The following is a 13,080-nucleotide window of genomic DNA, read 5'->3' as shown; positions in this document are numbered from 1 at the left end:
CAGGATCTGGCCACGCAGCCTCATGGATGATTGCTACCAGGAGTTAGCCGGCCGTAGGCGGTCAGGGAGCGGCTGTCCGGCGGCGTCGTGCATACGGGCAACCGTGACCGGTGGTGGTCGCGGTCTGTGCAGGGGAGCAGATCCTGTGTGAACCGTGTGGGTGGGGGCCATGGACGCGTGGGACGGCGGGACCGGTGTCGACAGCGCTGTGTTGACGCTCGCGCACGACAGACTGGAGGCGGGGTGTGCACCGGTCGGTGTGTTCGCCGAACTCGCAGCGGAGACCGGGGACTGGTACGCGTCCGTGTGGGCCGTCTGCCTGGCACTCGGGATTCCGGCGTCGGACGTGGAGCGGCGGCTGGGTCACGGCATGGCGGAGATCGCCACGGAATTCCACCCAGGCGAGGAAGAGTTGTGCGGTGAAGTCCTCGAGACTGTCGGGCTGTTCGACGTGCCCCGGCCGCTTGATGAGCGCGGCACGGAGATCGAGTATCTGCTGAGGGCCGCTGTCGGGGCACTGGGTGGTATGCCCAGCGGTCACGCGGTCACGCGGTCTCGCTTTCCCGCAGATTCGTCAGGGGTGAACTGACCGGAGCGTTCTTGTCGCTGGTGCGGACGCTCCCCGGGCGCGAGCGAGCCAGACCAGAGTACTGGGCGGCCCTGTCCGCGGCCGGTGGCCTGCTGCTGGCCGTCGGCGAGGAACGTGAAGAGGTCGAGCGCGCTCTTCAGGAGTGCAGACGACGCGCGGCCGAGGACCCGCTGGATGAGCCAGGCGTCAGCCGCCCCGTCCTCCCGCAGTGATTGATCGCGCGATGGGCCGAGGCGAGCCGACGGATAGGGCTGGGAGCGGGCGCCGCTGCCGGAGAGCAGGAGGATCGGCCGTGTTCCGCTCCGCGTGAGGTGCTCGGCCGGTCCTGCCTGGGCGGCGCCCGGCCTTGGCCGCCGAGCAGTGCAAGAGCCGCAGGGGCGGCCCCGGCGCGGCCCCGGCCGGCTAGGGCGTGTTGGAGATATGGGCGCGGGCGCGGTGCAGGTTGGTGCTGGCCACGATCCGATCGCTGCGGTGTCTCGGATCGCTCCTCAGCCGATCCGCCAGGGACGGAGTTTCTCGGGGTTTCTCACTGCCCAGATACGCTTGATCCGGTCGCCCGCGATCTCGAACGCGAACACGGTCGCGAGGTTGCCGTCCTGCTGCGCTACCAAGCCGGGCAGGCCGTTGACCGTGCACTCCAGGAACGTGGTGCGGTCGCCCGACACACGGGCGATCTCGGCGTAGGCGCGTGCGATCTGCTCACTGCCCACGATCGGGTGCAGGTGGGTGACGGCCAGCCCGCCGCCGTCGGCGGTCGCGGTGGCGTCGGGGTCGAGCAGACTGATCAGGGCGTCGATGTCCTTGGCCTCCCACGCCGATTTGAACTGCCTGACGATGCTGGCTTGCCCGGCACTCGGGCCCGCCGGGCTCTGCGCAGTGCGGATGCGCCGGCGGGCGGACGAGGCCAGTTGGCGGCACGCCGCCGGAGTGCGGCCGACAATCTCGGCGACCTCGCCGAAGGGGTAGCGGAAGACGTCGTGCAGGACGAACGCGACGCGCTCGGCCGGGGTCATCGAATCGAGGACGACCAGGAAGGCCATCGTCACTGACTCGTCGAGGGTGACCCGATCGGCTGGGTCGATCCCGCCGGCGTCGGAGCGCCCGGTGATCCACTCCGTGGGTTCGGGCAGCGGTTCCGGGATCCAGTCGCCCACGTACGTCTCCCGCCTGGCCCGCGCCGAGCCGAGCAGGTTCAGGCAGATGCGGCTGGCGACCTTCATCAGCCAGGCGCCGGGCGACTCGATGGCCTGCTGCTCCCGTGCGGACATGGCGTACCAGCGGGCGTAGGCCTCCTGCACGACGTCCTCGGCGTCGGCAAGGGAACCGAGGAGTCGATAGGAGAGGTTGATCAGCTGGCGCCGCTCACTCATGATCGCGCTGAGGCCCGGATCGCTCTGATCGTCGCCCGGTTCGGCTCTGGTGGTCATGGTCTGGCCGTCTCCCTTGCTCGCTTCGGCGCCTCTACCCGTTACGACAAGACAGCGCACCGGAATGTGAGGCCGACGCGCCGCCTCACATTCCGAAGGGCTGCGTTGTCGTACCGGTGAGGACGACAACAAGATGGAGAGGGGACTTTGATGAACGACTTCCAGGCCATCGCGGACCGCGTCGAGATCGAGGCACTGCGCGGCGAGTTCACCGACGCGGCGATGATGCGCGACCGGCCCCGCCTGGCGTCGCTGTTCACACCGGACGGCGCCCTGCGCATGCCCAACATCCCCGCCGAGCAGGTCGGTCGCGAGGAGATCCGTGCCGGGGGCGAGCGGCTGCAGAGCCAGTGGGACTTCTTCGTACAGACCACACACCCCGGCACGATCCTGCTCGACGGAGACACCGCGACCGGCCGCGCCTACATCCAAGAACTCGCGCGCGCCCTCGACGGACGCCAGGGTCTGAACTACGCCGTCTACCACGACCGTTACCAGCGCACCGCGGAGGGCTGGAAGTTCGCCGAGCGGGTGTACGAGGTCAGGTACCTCGACACCTCCCCGCTGGCGGGCACGGTGCCCCACGTGGCGCAGGGCTCCGGGACCGGCCCGGCAGACGCCACGGCCACCCCGGCTCCGGCCGCATCCTTCGCCGACCCGGCATCGGCCGAACGACTGGAGCGGGTAGCCGCCGCGCTGCGTGCAGGCGGCTTCGCCGCCGAGATCCTCGACGACGCCGCGGCCGCGCGCGCCCGCATCAAGGACCTGGTCCCCGAGGGCGCCAGCGTGTTCACCGGAGCCAGCGAGACTCTCCGACTGTCCGGCATTGACGAGGACATCAACGCCAGCGGCCAGTACGACGCCATCAGGCCGCGCGTCCTGGCCATCGACCGTGCCACCGGCGCCGACGATATCCGAAGGCTGGTCGCCAGCCCCGAATTCGTCGTCAACAGCGTCGCCGCGGTCACCGAGACCGGCTCGCTCGTTCTTGCCTCGGGCAGCGGCAGCCAACTCCCTGCCAATGCGGGCGGCGCCGCCCACGCGGTCTGGATCGTCGGCGCGCAGAAGGTGGTGCCTGACCTGAGCACAGCCCTGCGCCGCGTCGAGGAGCACGCCCTCCCGCTGGAGAACGCCCGCGCCCAGGCGGTGTACGGGATGCCCAGCGCCGTCAACCGTCTGCTCATCCTCAACGCGGAACCCCGCCCAGGGCGCGGCACCGTGCTGCTTCTCCGAGAGGCCATCGGATACTGACCCGGCCCAGGGTCCGATACGTTTCGCAGCACGTTTCCGCCCGGCGCCTCCAGGCCTGGGTCGGCGGCCGGCATCCGTAGCCTGCCAGGGGAAGCCCGAGGTACGCGCGCAGCCCTGCCTGAGTGGCCGGAAGTCCGTAAGTGGTCAGGTTCTCGCCGATGTCACCCGCCGTGTTCCACCATCCATCGCTGAGGTCGGCAAGGGCATGCAAAAGCTGCTGTTGGGGGCGGGAGAGGCTCGCGTACAGGGGGCGGGGGTCGGGCAGGGGGCTGGAGAACAGGTCCGGCAGGACCGCCTTCGCCTTGAACGCCCTTTGCGACGGGCTGATGGACGGCAGGCACGCGGCGACTGCGGCGCGCGAGGCGGGGGGAAGGCGGGAGGGCGAGCAGCATGTCGGCGGTGTGGCCGTGGAAGTCGCCCTGGTTGTAGTCGGTCGCGGGTACAGGCGCAGGGGCCGCGGCCGCGGCAGCGAGTTCGGCAACGGCCCGGTCGAGGAGCGGGCCGTCGAGTTCCGCGCCGGCGCTTCGGGCGGTATGGGCGATAGCGGTGGCGGCCGCCCAGCGCACGAGGCTGTCCTCGGCGTCCAGATGGGCGGCGAGGGCCCCCGCGAGAGCGGTCGTGCCGAGGATGCCGACAGCTACAAGCGAGGTGGCCTTGGCGACGGCATCGTGCTCCTGTGCAGCGAGGTCGAGCAGGAGAGGCACAGAGGTGTCCGCCAGTTCGGGAAACCAGGCCAACAGATAGGCAGTCCGGGTTCGGACCCGGGCGTTCTCGTCGTCGAGGAGGGTGAGCAGAGCGGGAAGCTCGGCAAGGACGGTGTCGTACGAACGCATCGAAGAGTCACGGGGGTCGATCGGATTGCCGGCCGCCACCCAGTCCCGGATGCCTTGCAAGTTCCGGCGTCGCTGCTCGTCCTGCTCGGTGGCCACAGCCTCCTCGTACAGGGCGAGGAGCTTGTCGGAGGCGTTCTCGGCGGCCTCCGCGCGCCAAGCGGCGATATCGGCCCCGTCGATGATCTCGCACTCCTCGTCCCAGTTGACCGCGAGGCCGGTCAGGAGCCGCAACGCGTGCTCGCGCGCCGGCCTCGGGCCGGCGAGAGCGATCCGGGCAAGGAACGGCACTGCGCGCGGAGATGCCTGACAGCGGGTGCCCTGGTGCGCGAGATGATTGAACAGGCCGACGAAGGCTTTCTGTTGTGCCTGCTGGTCGTCTCCGCACAGGGCGCGCAGTTGGCCGGGGACGTCGTCGGCCGTCCCGTAGGCGTGGTTCAGGTTCGCCCAGTCCACTTCGTCCAGGCCGGCCAGCAGGTTGTCGTGCGGAGTGATCACGGCCGCATGGTGTCAGAGTCCTCCGACACCGGTACCCCGCCCCAGCGGGCGGGCCGCCGGAATCGGGCACCGTCTGCGGGCACAACCAGGACCCCACCGTTTCCAGCACGTACACGTGCTCGCTGCCCCCGGCCAGCGGAACCTTGATGATCTGGGGAACGGGAGGGGCCGGGAACGCATCCGCCGATGTCGTCCTCGTGCGGTCCAGGACCGGCGGGAGCATCGGTCATGATCGACCGGACAGGTCCTGACCGATGAGCCTGTCGAGCAGCTGAAGCCCACCTCGAACTGGGCACTCACACCATGACGACCCGTTCCGGAGTCCGACCCGCTGGAGCACCCACACCGATAGCGGGACGAGGAGGCCCCGGTCCGCTTCCGATCCGGGGAGAGGGGGGCGAGCACAAGAATTTACAAACTTAGCTGTGAGTGTTAAATTTGTAGCCATGCCGAAGGTTTCGTCTGCCCAGGTCGTGCTCGACAGCGCCTACCGCTGCTTCTGTCGCAACGGTTTCCGCCGCACGACGATGTCGGACATCGTCGAGGAAGCGCAGCTGTCACGGCCGACCGTCTACAAGTACGCCGGGACCAAGGATGAAGTGTTCGCGAAGGTCATCCAGGCGAGACTGGAGCAGGCTTCGGCGGCGGCCGGGAAGGCGGCGGCCGCCGCGGGCACGCCCGAGGAGAAGGTGCTCGGCGTGCTCACGGTGAAGCTGGAGGTCGCCATCCAGCTCTGGAGCGACAGCCCGACGCACGCCTACGAACTGCTGTCCGCGGCCTCCGCCCACACCCCCGAGCTGGTCACCGCCTACATGGGCCACCTGGCAGAGCTTGTGACCTCGGCCCTGGCCGAAGTCGTCCCGGGGACCGCGCAGCAGGCGGCCGGCGTGCTGCTGACGTTCACCCGGGGCCTGGAGGACGACCTGCGCGACGTCGAAGCGGCCCGCCGGGACCTCAAGGCCGGCGTGCAGATGATCACCCGCGGGGCGCTGAACCGCCCCGACTCCTCACTCCCCGCCTGACCTACAGCAGGCCACAGCCGGAAGGCGCCCACGATGAGCACCACCCCCGTCCCTGCCGACTACCGCGACCAGCAGGCCTGGCGCGATCTGCAGCAGTTCCTGCCCGCCCGCCTCCGGCTGACCAACGACACCGCGCCCGAGGAGGAGTTCTGGGATTGGCGCGGACACCGCGTCCACCTCGACCGCTACCCGAACCCCGCGGCGCAGGCCAAGGTCGTCCTGCACCACGGCGTGGGCACCAACGGGCGCCAGATGTCCCTCATCCTGGGCGCCCCCCTGGCCGGCCGCGGCTTCGAGACCGTCGCCCTGGACAATCTCGGCTACGGCCTCACCCAGGTCAAGCCAGGCACGACCCCCTCCTACGACGACTGGGTCGACCTGGTCGTCGACTTCCTCGCTCACGAGCAATCCCGCGACGACCGCCCGATCGTGCTCTACGGGCTGAGCGCGGGCGGCATGCTCTCCTACCACGTCGCCGCGAAGGCCCCCCGCGGCACTCTGGCCGGCATCGTCGGCATGACCTTCCTCGACCAGCGCAACCGGCAGGTCCGCGACGAGACCGCCCACGACAAACTCACCTCCCGTCTGGGCGGACCCTTCATGGGCCTGCTGGCCAAGACCCCGGCCGCCTCACTCAAGTACCCCATGAGCCTGGCCAGCAAGATGTCCGCCCTCGCCAACAACCCCGGCGCCATGGAGGTCTTCCTCAAGGACCGCAGCTCCGCCGCCAACTGGGTCAGCGTTCGCTTCCTCGATCGCTATATGAACTACGCCCCCGCCGTCGAGCCCGAGGACTTCGACGCCTGCCCGATCCTGCTGACCCAGCCCGCCGATGACCGCTGGACACCCCACCACCTCAGCCTGCCCGTCCTGTCCCGCATCACCAAGGTCCCTGTCGACACCGTCATGCTCGACAACGCCGGGCACTACCCGCTCGAAGAACCGGGTCTGCAGCAGATGCAGGACGCCATCGCGGACTTCGTCGCCAAACACGCCACCTGACCGAACCAGCCCCGGTCTTCCACCCACGCCCGTGGACGGCTGAACACCCACCACTGTTCAGCCGTCCACGCGAAGGGTCCCTCGCCGCGCCTTCATTCCTCGTGAACATCCGAGCACACGTTGATCGACAACTGCTGCTGTCCGTTCCCGGTATATCTGCGGTTTCCCACTGGATCCGCCCGGTGGAGTGAACGGGTCCCGGACGAGCTGCGCAGGAAACTGCCCTACGCCGCGCACCCGGCGGGCATCTGATGATGGCCGGCCACGTGGGAGACGACGTACGTCTACGTCCGACGCACGCGTAGGGCGGTCATCCGGTGTCCTTCGAGTCCCACCTGCTCCCGGCGGATCGGATCGTCGCGCTGTTGGACCAGGCGGGACTTGCCCTCACCGCACGCCTGTTGGAGGAGTCGGCCGAAGGAGCGAAGAGGACGATCGTCACCTTCCTGGCACACAAGCCCGAATAACGGTGAGGAAGTCCTGCGGCCTCGCTCTGGCGGAAAACCACGGGGCAGACCCACAGCATGGGGAATCATGAAGCATGCGACCGGATGACTGGCACCTCACCGAAGACGTCGACGACTTTCTCATCCGAGCCGGAGACTTCCTGCGCTCGCGGCCCGGCCTGCACGTCATGCCGCTCACATGGGCCGCCAGGCTGCGAGCACGTGGGGCGGACGCGTTCGGCACCGAAGCCCCCGTCTTCGGCGTACTGGAGCGCGCGGGCGAGGTCCACGCCACCTTCTACCGCCTCCCGCCCCGCGCTCTGGGCCTCACCCCGCTCACGCCTGAGCAGGCCGACGCCCTCGCCGCCCACCTGGCCGCCCTCGGGCACTCCCTTCCCTCCGTCAGCGCGGACCACAGCACCGCCACCGCTTTTGCCGAGGCCTGGCAGCGGCACACCGGCGCGACGCCGAGACTCCGCGATACGCGGCTCCGTCTGTACCGCCTCGGCACGCTCACCCCACCGGAGCCGCTGCCGGCCGGCCGGGGCCGCATCCTGGGCGAGCAGGACCTTGAGCAAGTCATGTTCTGGTGCGGCGAGTTCGCCAAGGCCGTCGGAGAAGTCGTCTCCATCGACGCCGACTCGTGGACCGACACACGCTTCGCCGACAAGCGCTATACGCTCTGGGAGACCCCGGATGGCACTCCCGTCTCTATCGCGGGCATGAACCCGATGGTCGGCGGCCAGATCCAGGTGGACATCGTCTACACCCCGGCTCACCTACGCGGTCGCGGCTACGCGGGCGCCGTGACGGCGGAGGTGAGCCGGGCCGCGCTGGCCGCGGGCGCGAGGGATGTCGTGCTGTTCGCGGACCTGTCCAACCCCACCAGCAACGCCCTCTACCAGCGCCTTGGCTATCGCACGCTCACCGACTGGGCTGCCTACGACTTCTCATACGCTGCACCGGAAATGCCCGCCGGTCGTCGACGACCGGACGACCACGACGCCCTGCGGGATGAGTCCTGAAAAGTTCCAGGCCGTGGCCCCTCAGCCAGACAGAACTACTGGGTCGGCCCCAACTCACGCAGATCCCGGGAGGCGAGCGCGCCCAGATGGTCACCGACCAGCCGCAGCACCTTCTCGTCCTCGGCCGTCACATGCTTGAGCCGGTCGCGGACTGCGACGCCCAACGGCCCCCCCAGGCGACGAACGGCACCGCCATCTCCCGTAGCCCGCTCATCCCCCCACCCCCGTCCCCGCGCCAGCCGCAGAACCCCGCACTACACCCAGCGACCACCACCGACAAAGGGTCACCCATTCGACAGAAAAACTCCCGTTCCCTTCCCAGGGCGCTGGGCGTGCCACAGCCCGGACACACACTCAAATGCGCCACAACACGCCCATGCGCAGCCAATCGCCAGCACTCCACAACCCCTGTGGCCCGGCAACGGCCTGGTGTCTCTGTAGCGGGTCGGGAGGCACCCGGCTGTACCCCGGATGGTTTCGCGCATCGACAGCACCAGGCCCTCCTCGTGCCGATGTGGCCGCCGCTCGCGGCCTCTGCAGCCCGCTGGAGCTCCTGCGCAATCACCGCCCTCTGGGTGCGGAGTTGGCGGACGCCTACGAGCTCGTAACACGATCACGAGTTGTGCTTCTTGAGGCGTCTCCAGCAGATGACGCTGCAGGCGAGGGAGACGAAGGCCTCGTGGAGTTCGGCGCGGTGTTCCCAGCGAACGGCGAGTCGCTTGAACTGATGGAGGATGGCGAGGGCCTGCTCGACGACGTCGCGGAGCTTGCCCAAGCCCGCGCTCCGCTGGGTCGTCTACGCTCGACGCGACGGGGCCGAGTACCTCGCGGCTCGGGCCGAGGACCTGGAGTGACCACCCGGGGGTGGCGGCTGCCGGTGAGGGGCACGATTCGTGCAGCAGTTGAGTTAATCGATAGGGTGCCAGGTCACGACCGCACTCCGTTCGATCCACGGACCGGTCAGGGCTCTGCCGCAGTTGTGGCACCTCCACCGCTGCCGTGCTGGTCTCTGCCTGCCCGGGCCCTGGGATACGGGGGCGATCTTCACGGCGGGGCAGTCGGGTCCCGGCCGACGGGTCAGGAGGAACGAGTGGCACAGATCATCTCTGAGGTCTCAAGGACGTTCAACGAGTTTCTGCTCTTGCCGAACCGGACTCGGACCGATTGCTCAGCTGCGACGGTTGACCTGCGCACGCCCCTGGCGCGGCACATCGCGGGCGAGGCCTCAGCGATCGAGTTGCAGTCCCCGTTCACGTCCGCGATCATGCAGGCTGTCAGCACACCCGATCTCGCGATCGCGCTCGCGCGCAACGGCGGTCTCAGCTTCCTGCACCACAACCAGCCGATCCAGGACCAGGCCGCAGCGGTCCGCCAGGTGAAGAACTTCAAGGCCGGATTCGTCACCAGCGACACGAACGTCCGCCCCGACGACAGCCTGAGCCTCCTGGTCGACGTCATGCGCCGCACCGGTCACAGCACCGCCGCGGTCACCCACGACGGGACCGCCACCGGCCGCCTGCTCGGCCTGGTGACCTCCCGGGACTTCCACCCCCAATGCCATGACCTGGACGGACCGGTCAGTGGCCGGATGACCGCCATCGCTGACCTGGCGCATGCCGGGCCCGACATCACACTTTCCGAGGCGAACGCGCGGCTGTGGGACGAACGGTTGGACTGCCTCCCGGTGCTGGCTACTGAGGGTCACTTGCAGCATCTGGTGTTCCGTTCCGACTACGCGGACAACAAGCGCTACCCGCACCAGGGCGTGGACGCTGCCAAGCGCCTGCGCGTGGGCGCGGGTATCAACACCCACGACTATCAGGAGCGCGTCCCCGCCTTGCTGGAGGCGGGCGTGGACGCGTTGTGCTTCGACTCGTCCGACGGCTACAGCGACTGGCAGGCGCAGGCCCTGACTTGGGTGAAGAAGCACTATCCGGAGATCCCGGTCGGCGGCGGCAACGTGGTCGACGGCGAAGCGTTCACCTTCCTCGCCGAGTCGGGAGCGGACTTCGTCAAGGTCGGGGTGGGCGGCGGCTCCATCTGCATCACTCGCGACCAGAAGGGCATCGGCCGCGGCCAGGCCAGCGCTGTGCTGGACGTCGTGGCAGCCCGGGACGCCTTCCGCGAACGCACTGGCGAGTACGTGCCGATCTGCTCCGATGGCGGGCTGGTGCACGACTACCACGTGGCCCTGGCGTTGGCGATGGGAGCCGACTTCGTCATGATGGGGCGTTACTTCGCACGCTTCGACCAGGCAGCCGGCGCGAAGCTGCCCACCCGCGACGGCTTCGTGAAGGAGTACTGGGGTGAAGGCTCGAACCGGGCCCGCAACTGGCAGCGCTACGGCCAGGGCGGCCAGGAGCTGATCTTCGAGGAAGGCGTGGACGGCTACGTCCCCTACGCAGGCGACCTCAACGAAGGGCTCGCCCTGACCATCGCCAAGCTCAAGACCACGATGGTCTCCTGCGGTTCCACCACTCTGCAAGAGTTCCAATCCACAGCCCGGCTGACACTCGTTTCAGACCAGAGCTTCCAGGAGAGCCACGCCAACATCACCCTGCGAGACACCCCGGCGACGGTCTCCTGACAAGCTGCCGGGTTCCGACGAGAGGACTACTGGTCGGAGGGGCCGCTGCACCACCTGGACTGCACCGCACGGAGGTCTTTGTGTCCCACCGTAATGCCCGGCTGACCGTTCACGGCAGGCGGCTGCTGGTCGAACGTGTCATTGGTGGCCGCCCGGTCGCGCATGTCGCGGCCGAGATGGGCATCTCGCGCGCCACGGCCCACAAGTGGATCCGGCGCCGGCGATCCGAGGGCGAGCCGGGACTGGACGAAGGGCGCATCCGAAGTCAGTTGCCCCACCGCGCGGCCCACGGTCCTCGCCCGGCGGCTCGGCCGGGTGAGGCGAGGACCCCAAAAGCCCCTTCCCACCTGTTCGCCTCGCCCGGTACGGTCTCGATCATGTTCCCACTGCGGGGAGCCCAAGAGCTCCGCGCGCGGCCACCCCGGCAGTTCCCACACTGAGAGTAGGTTTCGTCAATGGCATGTCGTATCAGTGAGCTCGTGCTCGGTTGCCGCGACCCCGAGGTGCTGGCGCGGTTCTGGTGCGAGGTCCTGGACTTCGTAGTGCTCGATCGCGAAGACGACGGCACCCTTGAGATCGGGCCGCGCGAAGGGTTCGGCGGCCCGCAGCCGACGATTATCCTCAGCCGTAGGGACGAGCCGGAGCAGGGGAAGTCCCGGCTGCACATCGACGTCAACGCCACCGACCGCGATCAGGACGCCGAGCTCGAACGCCTCCTGAAGCTCGGGGCGCGCCCGGCCGACATCGGCCAGACCGGCGAGGAGCAGTGGCACGTTCTCGCCGACCCCGAGGGCAATGAGTTCTGCCTGCTCAAGGCCCGCCTCAACCCGCTCTGACGGCTCTGTCCTCAGTGCGACCCTAGTGCTCGATCCGGTGATCCGCTGTGCAGTGACGACCTGGTTCGGTTCTCGGGGACCGAAGGCCGCCGAGAACCGCCGTGGGGGTGACCTGAGCGCTCGAGGCCGGTGGTTCAAGGCCCGGGTCAACTCCTGTTCGCCGCCCGCGCCGCCTCCAACTCCTCTGTCCGCTCGTCGAGTTCGCCTTGCTTGGCGACGACCTCCTGCTCGAGGAGGGCGATGCGACGCTGGAGTTGGTCGATGTCGACGGGTGCGCCAAGGCCTGATTCGGCCCAGAGCGCATCGCCGAGCCGGGAGGACAGGCGGCTCTCCAGCTGCCGGACCCGTGCTGCGAGGCGCTGTTGCGTTCCAACGCGTTCGTGAGGTCGGTCTGCAGCGAAGCCCGGCTGACCGCCGCGATCCGCCCCTCTCCGGCCGGGGTGGTTGGCGGCGGCGTGGACGCGTTCGAGCAGGTCGCGGTGGCGATAGAGGAAGGTGCGGTCAATCCGAGCGGCTCTGGCGAGACCGGAGATGGTGATGTCCCCGCCGCTCTTGGCGGCGGCGTCGATGGCCTTGAGGACGCGTTCTCAGCAGCGGGCCGAGTCGGCTGGCTTGCCCTCGATCATGGGGTTGGTCATCCTGCGGGCCTTTCGGGGCGGAGAGAGAAGATCGCCCAGCTCGATGCCCGCCAGGAGCGCAGGTCATCGAAGGTGTTCCTCGAAGTCCCCTCGTTCGACCAAAGCGGAGCTCGAACGGGCCGTGAGCCATGATGACGAGTCGACGCCCGGAGCCTGACTGCTCCCCGTTTGGATGCGATCATGCGCTCGGTCAGACAGCCCCTGCCCAGGCTTTGCGGGCGAGCAGTTGAACCTCCTGGAACTGCCGTCGGTCGGTGGGCTGAGGCTCGCGAACCATCCGGGCTACTTCGGCCAACTCGGACTTGCGCAGTATCGCGGCGAGGTGATCCGGCGACCACCGATAGGCCGGCGCGACTGCGTGATCGAAGACCTGCGTCGGGTGAGATGGATCACCGGTGGCCGAAAAGCCGATCAGGAGGTGGCCGCCAGGTGCCAGCACCCGGTGGAACTCCGCCAAGATGACGGGGAGTTCTTGCGGCGGAGTGTGGATGATGGACCAACGTGAGAGTACGCCGCCCAGCACGCCGTCAGCGATGTTCAGCGCGGCCATCGAGCCCACGTCGAACCGCAGACCCGGATAGGCCTGTCGAGCCAACTTGATCATCGCAGGAGAGGCATCAACGCCAAACGCCGACAGCCCCAACTCATCCAGATAAGCGGTGATATGGCCAGGTCCACACCCCAGGTCCGCGACCTGACCGCCGCCACTCGCGCTGACAACCTCGGCGAAGGCACTCAAGATCGCCCGGTCCAGGGGCCTGTCACGCAGCTCGCCGCGGAACAGCTGCGCATACACAGGGGCAGCAGCGTCGTAGACCTCACGGGTGGCACCGAGGGCATCGTGTTCGACCATGCTCGCGACACTAGACGAGTCATTCCGAATGCTGACGGTGTGTCCGGCAACGCAGACAGGGCGTCCAAGATCGTTG

The 13,080-nt window shown here is 68.6% G+C and carries 15 protein-coding genes and 1 pseudogene; 11 read left to right on the top strand and 5 right to left on the bottom strand.

Annotated elements, in window-relative coordinates; translation table 11 throughout:
• Positions 1 to 169: 169 nt before the first annotated feature.
• Together IEY95_RS40060 and IEY95_RS40055 are read left to right on the top strand one after the other, a co-directional pair.
• Positions 170 to 589 (top strand): hypothetical protein, encoded by a 420-nt coding sequence (locus tag IEY95_RS40060; RefSeq protein WP_189191172.1) that lies wholly within the window; start codon positions 170 to 172, stop codon positions 587 to 589.
• Positions 590 to 600: 11 nt separating this feature from the next.
• Positions 601 to 801, top strand: a complete 201-nt coding sequence (locus IEY95_RS40055; protein ID WP_189191171.1) for a hypothetical protein — start codon at positions 601 to 603, stop codon at positions 799 to 801.
• Positions 802 to 1,077: 276 nt separating this feature from the next.
• On the opposite strand, the gene sigJ is transcribed toward IEY95_RS40055, so the two are convergent.
• The gene (gene sigJ / locus IEY95_RS40050; protein WP_189191170.1) at positions 1,078 to 2,016 is read right to left on the bottom strand and encodes an RNA polymerase sigma factor SigJ; all 939 of its coding nucleotides are present in this window, start codon (positions 2,014 to 2,016) and stop codon (positions 1,078 to 1,080) included.
• 150 nt (positions 2,017 to 2,166) lie between these two features.
• Between sigJ and IEY95_RS40045 the strand changes: the two genes are divergently transcribed.
• The gene (locus IEY95_RS40045; RefSeq protein WP_189191169.1) at positions 2,167 to 3,267 is read left to right on the top strand and encodes a nuclear transport factor 2 family protein; all 1,101 of its coding nucleotides are present in this window, start codon (positions 2,167 to 2,169) and stop codon (positions 3,265 to 3,267) included.
• 161 nt (positions 3,268 to 3,428) lie between these two features.
• Here the strand turns inward: IEY95_RS40045 and IEY95_RS40040 are convergent, their stop codons facing one another.
• A complete protein-coding gene (locus IEY95_RS40040) occupies positions 3,429 to 4,595 on the bottom strand; it encodes a HEAT repeat domain-containing protein (RefSeq protein ID WP_189191168.1) in 1,167 nt (388 codons plus the stop codon).
• Positions 4,596 to 5,041: 446 nt separating this feature from the next.
• Here IEY95_RS40040 and IEY95_RS40035 point away from each other — a divergent pair, with 446 nt between their 5' ends.
• The 4 genes from IEY95_RS40035 to IEY95_RS40020 all read left to right on the top strand — a co-directional run bounded on the left by IEY95_RS40035 (position 5,042) and on the right by IEY95_RS40020 (position 8,090).
• Positions 5,042 to 5,617: a TetR/AcrR family transcriptional regulator gene (locus IEY95_RS40035; RefSeq protein ID WP_189191167.1), complete on the top strand. Its 576-nt coding sequence runs from the start codon at positions 5,042 to 5,044 to the stop codon at positions 5,615 to 5,617.
• Between the two features lie 33 nt (positions 5,618 to 5,650).
• Positions 5,651 to 6,619, top strand: coding sequence for an alpha/beta hydrolase (locus IEY95_RS40030; protein WP_189191166.1), 969 nt, complete (start codon positions 5,651 to 5,653; stop codon positions 6,617 to 6,619).
• A 317-nt stretch (positions 6,620 to 6,936) separates the two neighbouring features.
• Complete coding sequence (locus IEY95_RS50475) at positions 6,937 to 7,086, top strand: hypothetical protein (RefSeq protein ID WP_189191165.1); 150 nt, start codon at positions 6,937 to 6,939, stop codon at positions 7,084 to 7,086.
• Between the two features lie 74 nt (positions 7,087 to 7,160).
• Positions 7,161 to 8,090, top strand: coding sequence for a GNAT family N-acetyltransferase (locus IEY95_RS40020; protein WP_189191164.1), 930 nt, complete (start codon positions 7,161 to 7,163; stop codon positions 8,088 to 8,090).
• 35 nt (positions 8,091 to 8,125) lie between these two features.
• Here IEY95_RS40020 and IEY95_RS50280 read toward each other — a convergent pair whose 3' ends face one another.
• Both IEY95_RS50280 and IEY95_RS40015 read right to left on the bottom strand, forming a co-directional pair.
• The gene (locus IEY95_RS50280; RefSeq protein ID WP_268240547.1) at positions 8,126 to 8,254 is read right to left on the bottom strand and encodes a hypothetical protein; all 129 of its coding nucleotides are present in this window, start codon (positions 8,252 to 8,254) and stop codon (positions 8,126 to 8,128) included.
• Between the two features lie 449 nt (positions 8,255 to 8,703).
• Positions 8,704 to 8,865 carry a hypothetical protein gene (locus IEY95_RS40015; protein ID WP_189191163.1) on the bottom strand — a complete coding sequence of 54 codons (162 nt, stop codon included), beginning with the start codon at positions 8,863 to 8,865 and terminating at the stop codon, positions 8,704 to 8,706.
• Positions 8,866 to 9,180: 315 nt separating this feature from the next.
• Between IEY95_RS40015 and IEY95_RS40010 the strand changes: the two genes are divergently transcribed.
• The 4 genes and pseudogenes from IEY95_RS40010 (at position 9,181) to IEY95_RS39995 (ending at position 12,283) form a co-directional block, all read left to right on the top strand.
• Positions 9,181 to 10,677, top strand: a complete 1,497-nt coding sequence (locus tag IEY95_RS40010) for an IMP dehydrogenase (protein ID WP_189191286.1) — start codon at positions 9,181 to 9,183, stop codon at positions 10,675 to 10,677.
• A gap of 80 nt (positions 10,678 to 10,757) precedes the next feature.
• Positions 10,758 to 10,958, top strand: a pseudogene (locus tag IEY95_RS40005) (leucine zipper domain-containing protein); the annotation flags it as partial.
• A gap of 174 nt (positions 10,959 to 11,132) precedes the next feature.
• Positions 11,133 to 11,513, top strand: a complete 381-nt coding sequence (locus IEY95_RS40000) for a VOC family protein (protein ID WP_189191162.1) — start codon at positions 11,133 to 11,135, stop codon at positions 11,511 to 11,513.
• Between the two features lie 455 nt (positions 11,514 to 11,968).
• Positions 11,969 to 12,283, top strand: coding sequence for a hypothetical protein (locus IEY95_RS39995; protein WP_189191161.1), 315 nt, complete (start codon positions 11,969 to 11,971; stop codon positions 12,281 to 12,283).
• A 58-nt stretch (positions 12,284 to 12,341) separates the two neighbouring features.
• On the opposite strand, the gene IEY95_RS39990 is transcribed toward IEY95_RS39995, so the two are convergent.
• Positions 12,342 to 13,004 (bottom strand): class I SAM-dependent methyltransferase, encoded by a 663-nt coding sequence (locus IEY95_RS39990; protein ID WP_189191160.1) that lies wholly within the window; start codon positions 13,002 to 13,004, stop codon positions 12,342 to 12,344.
• Positions 13,005 to 13,080: the final 76 nt, after the last annotated feature.

This window comes from Streptomyces albiflavescens, assembly GCF_014645835.1.
In the GTDB taxonomy this organism is placed as follows: domain Bacteria; phylum Actinomycetota; class Actinomycetes; order Streptomycetales; family Streptomycetaceae; genus Streptomyces; species Streptomyces albiflavescens.
The sequence above is the reverse complement of the archived record's forward strand: the minus strand, read 5'-3'. Positions and strand labels throughout refer to the sequence as shown.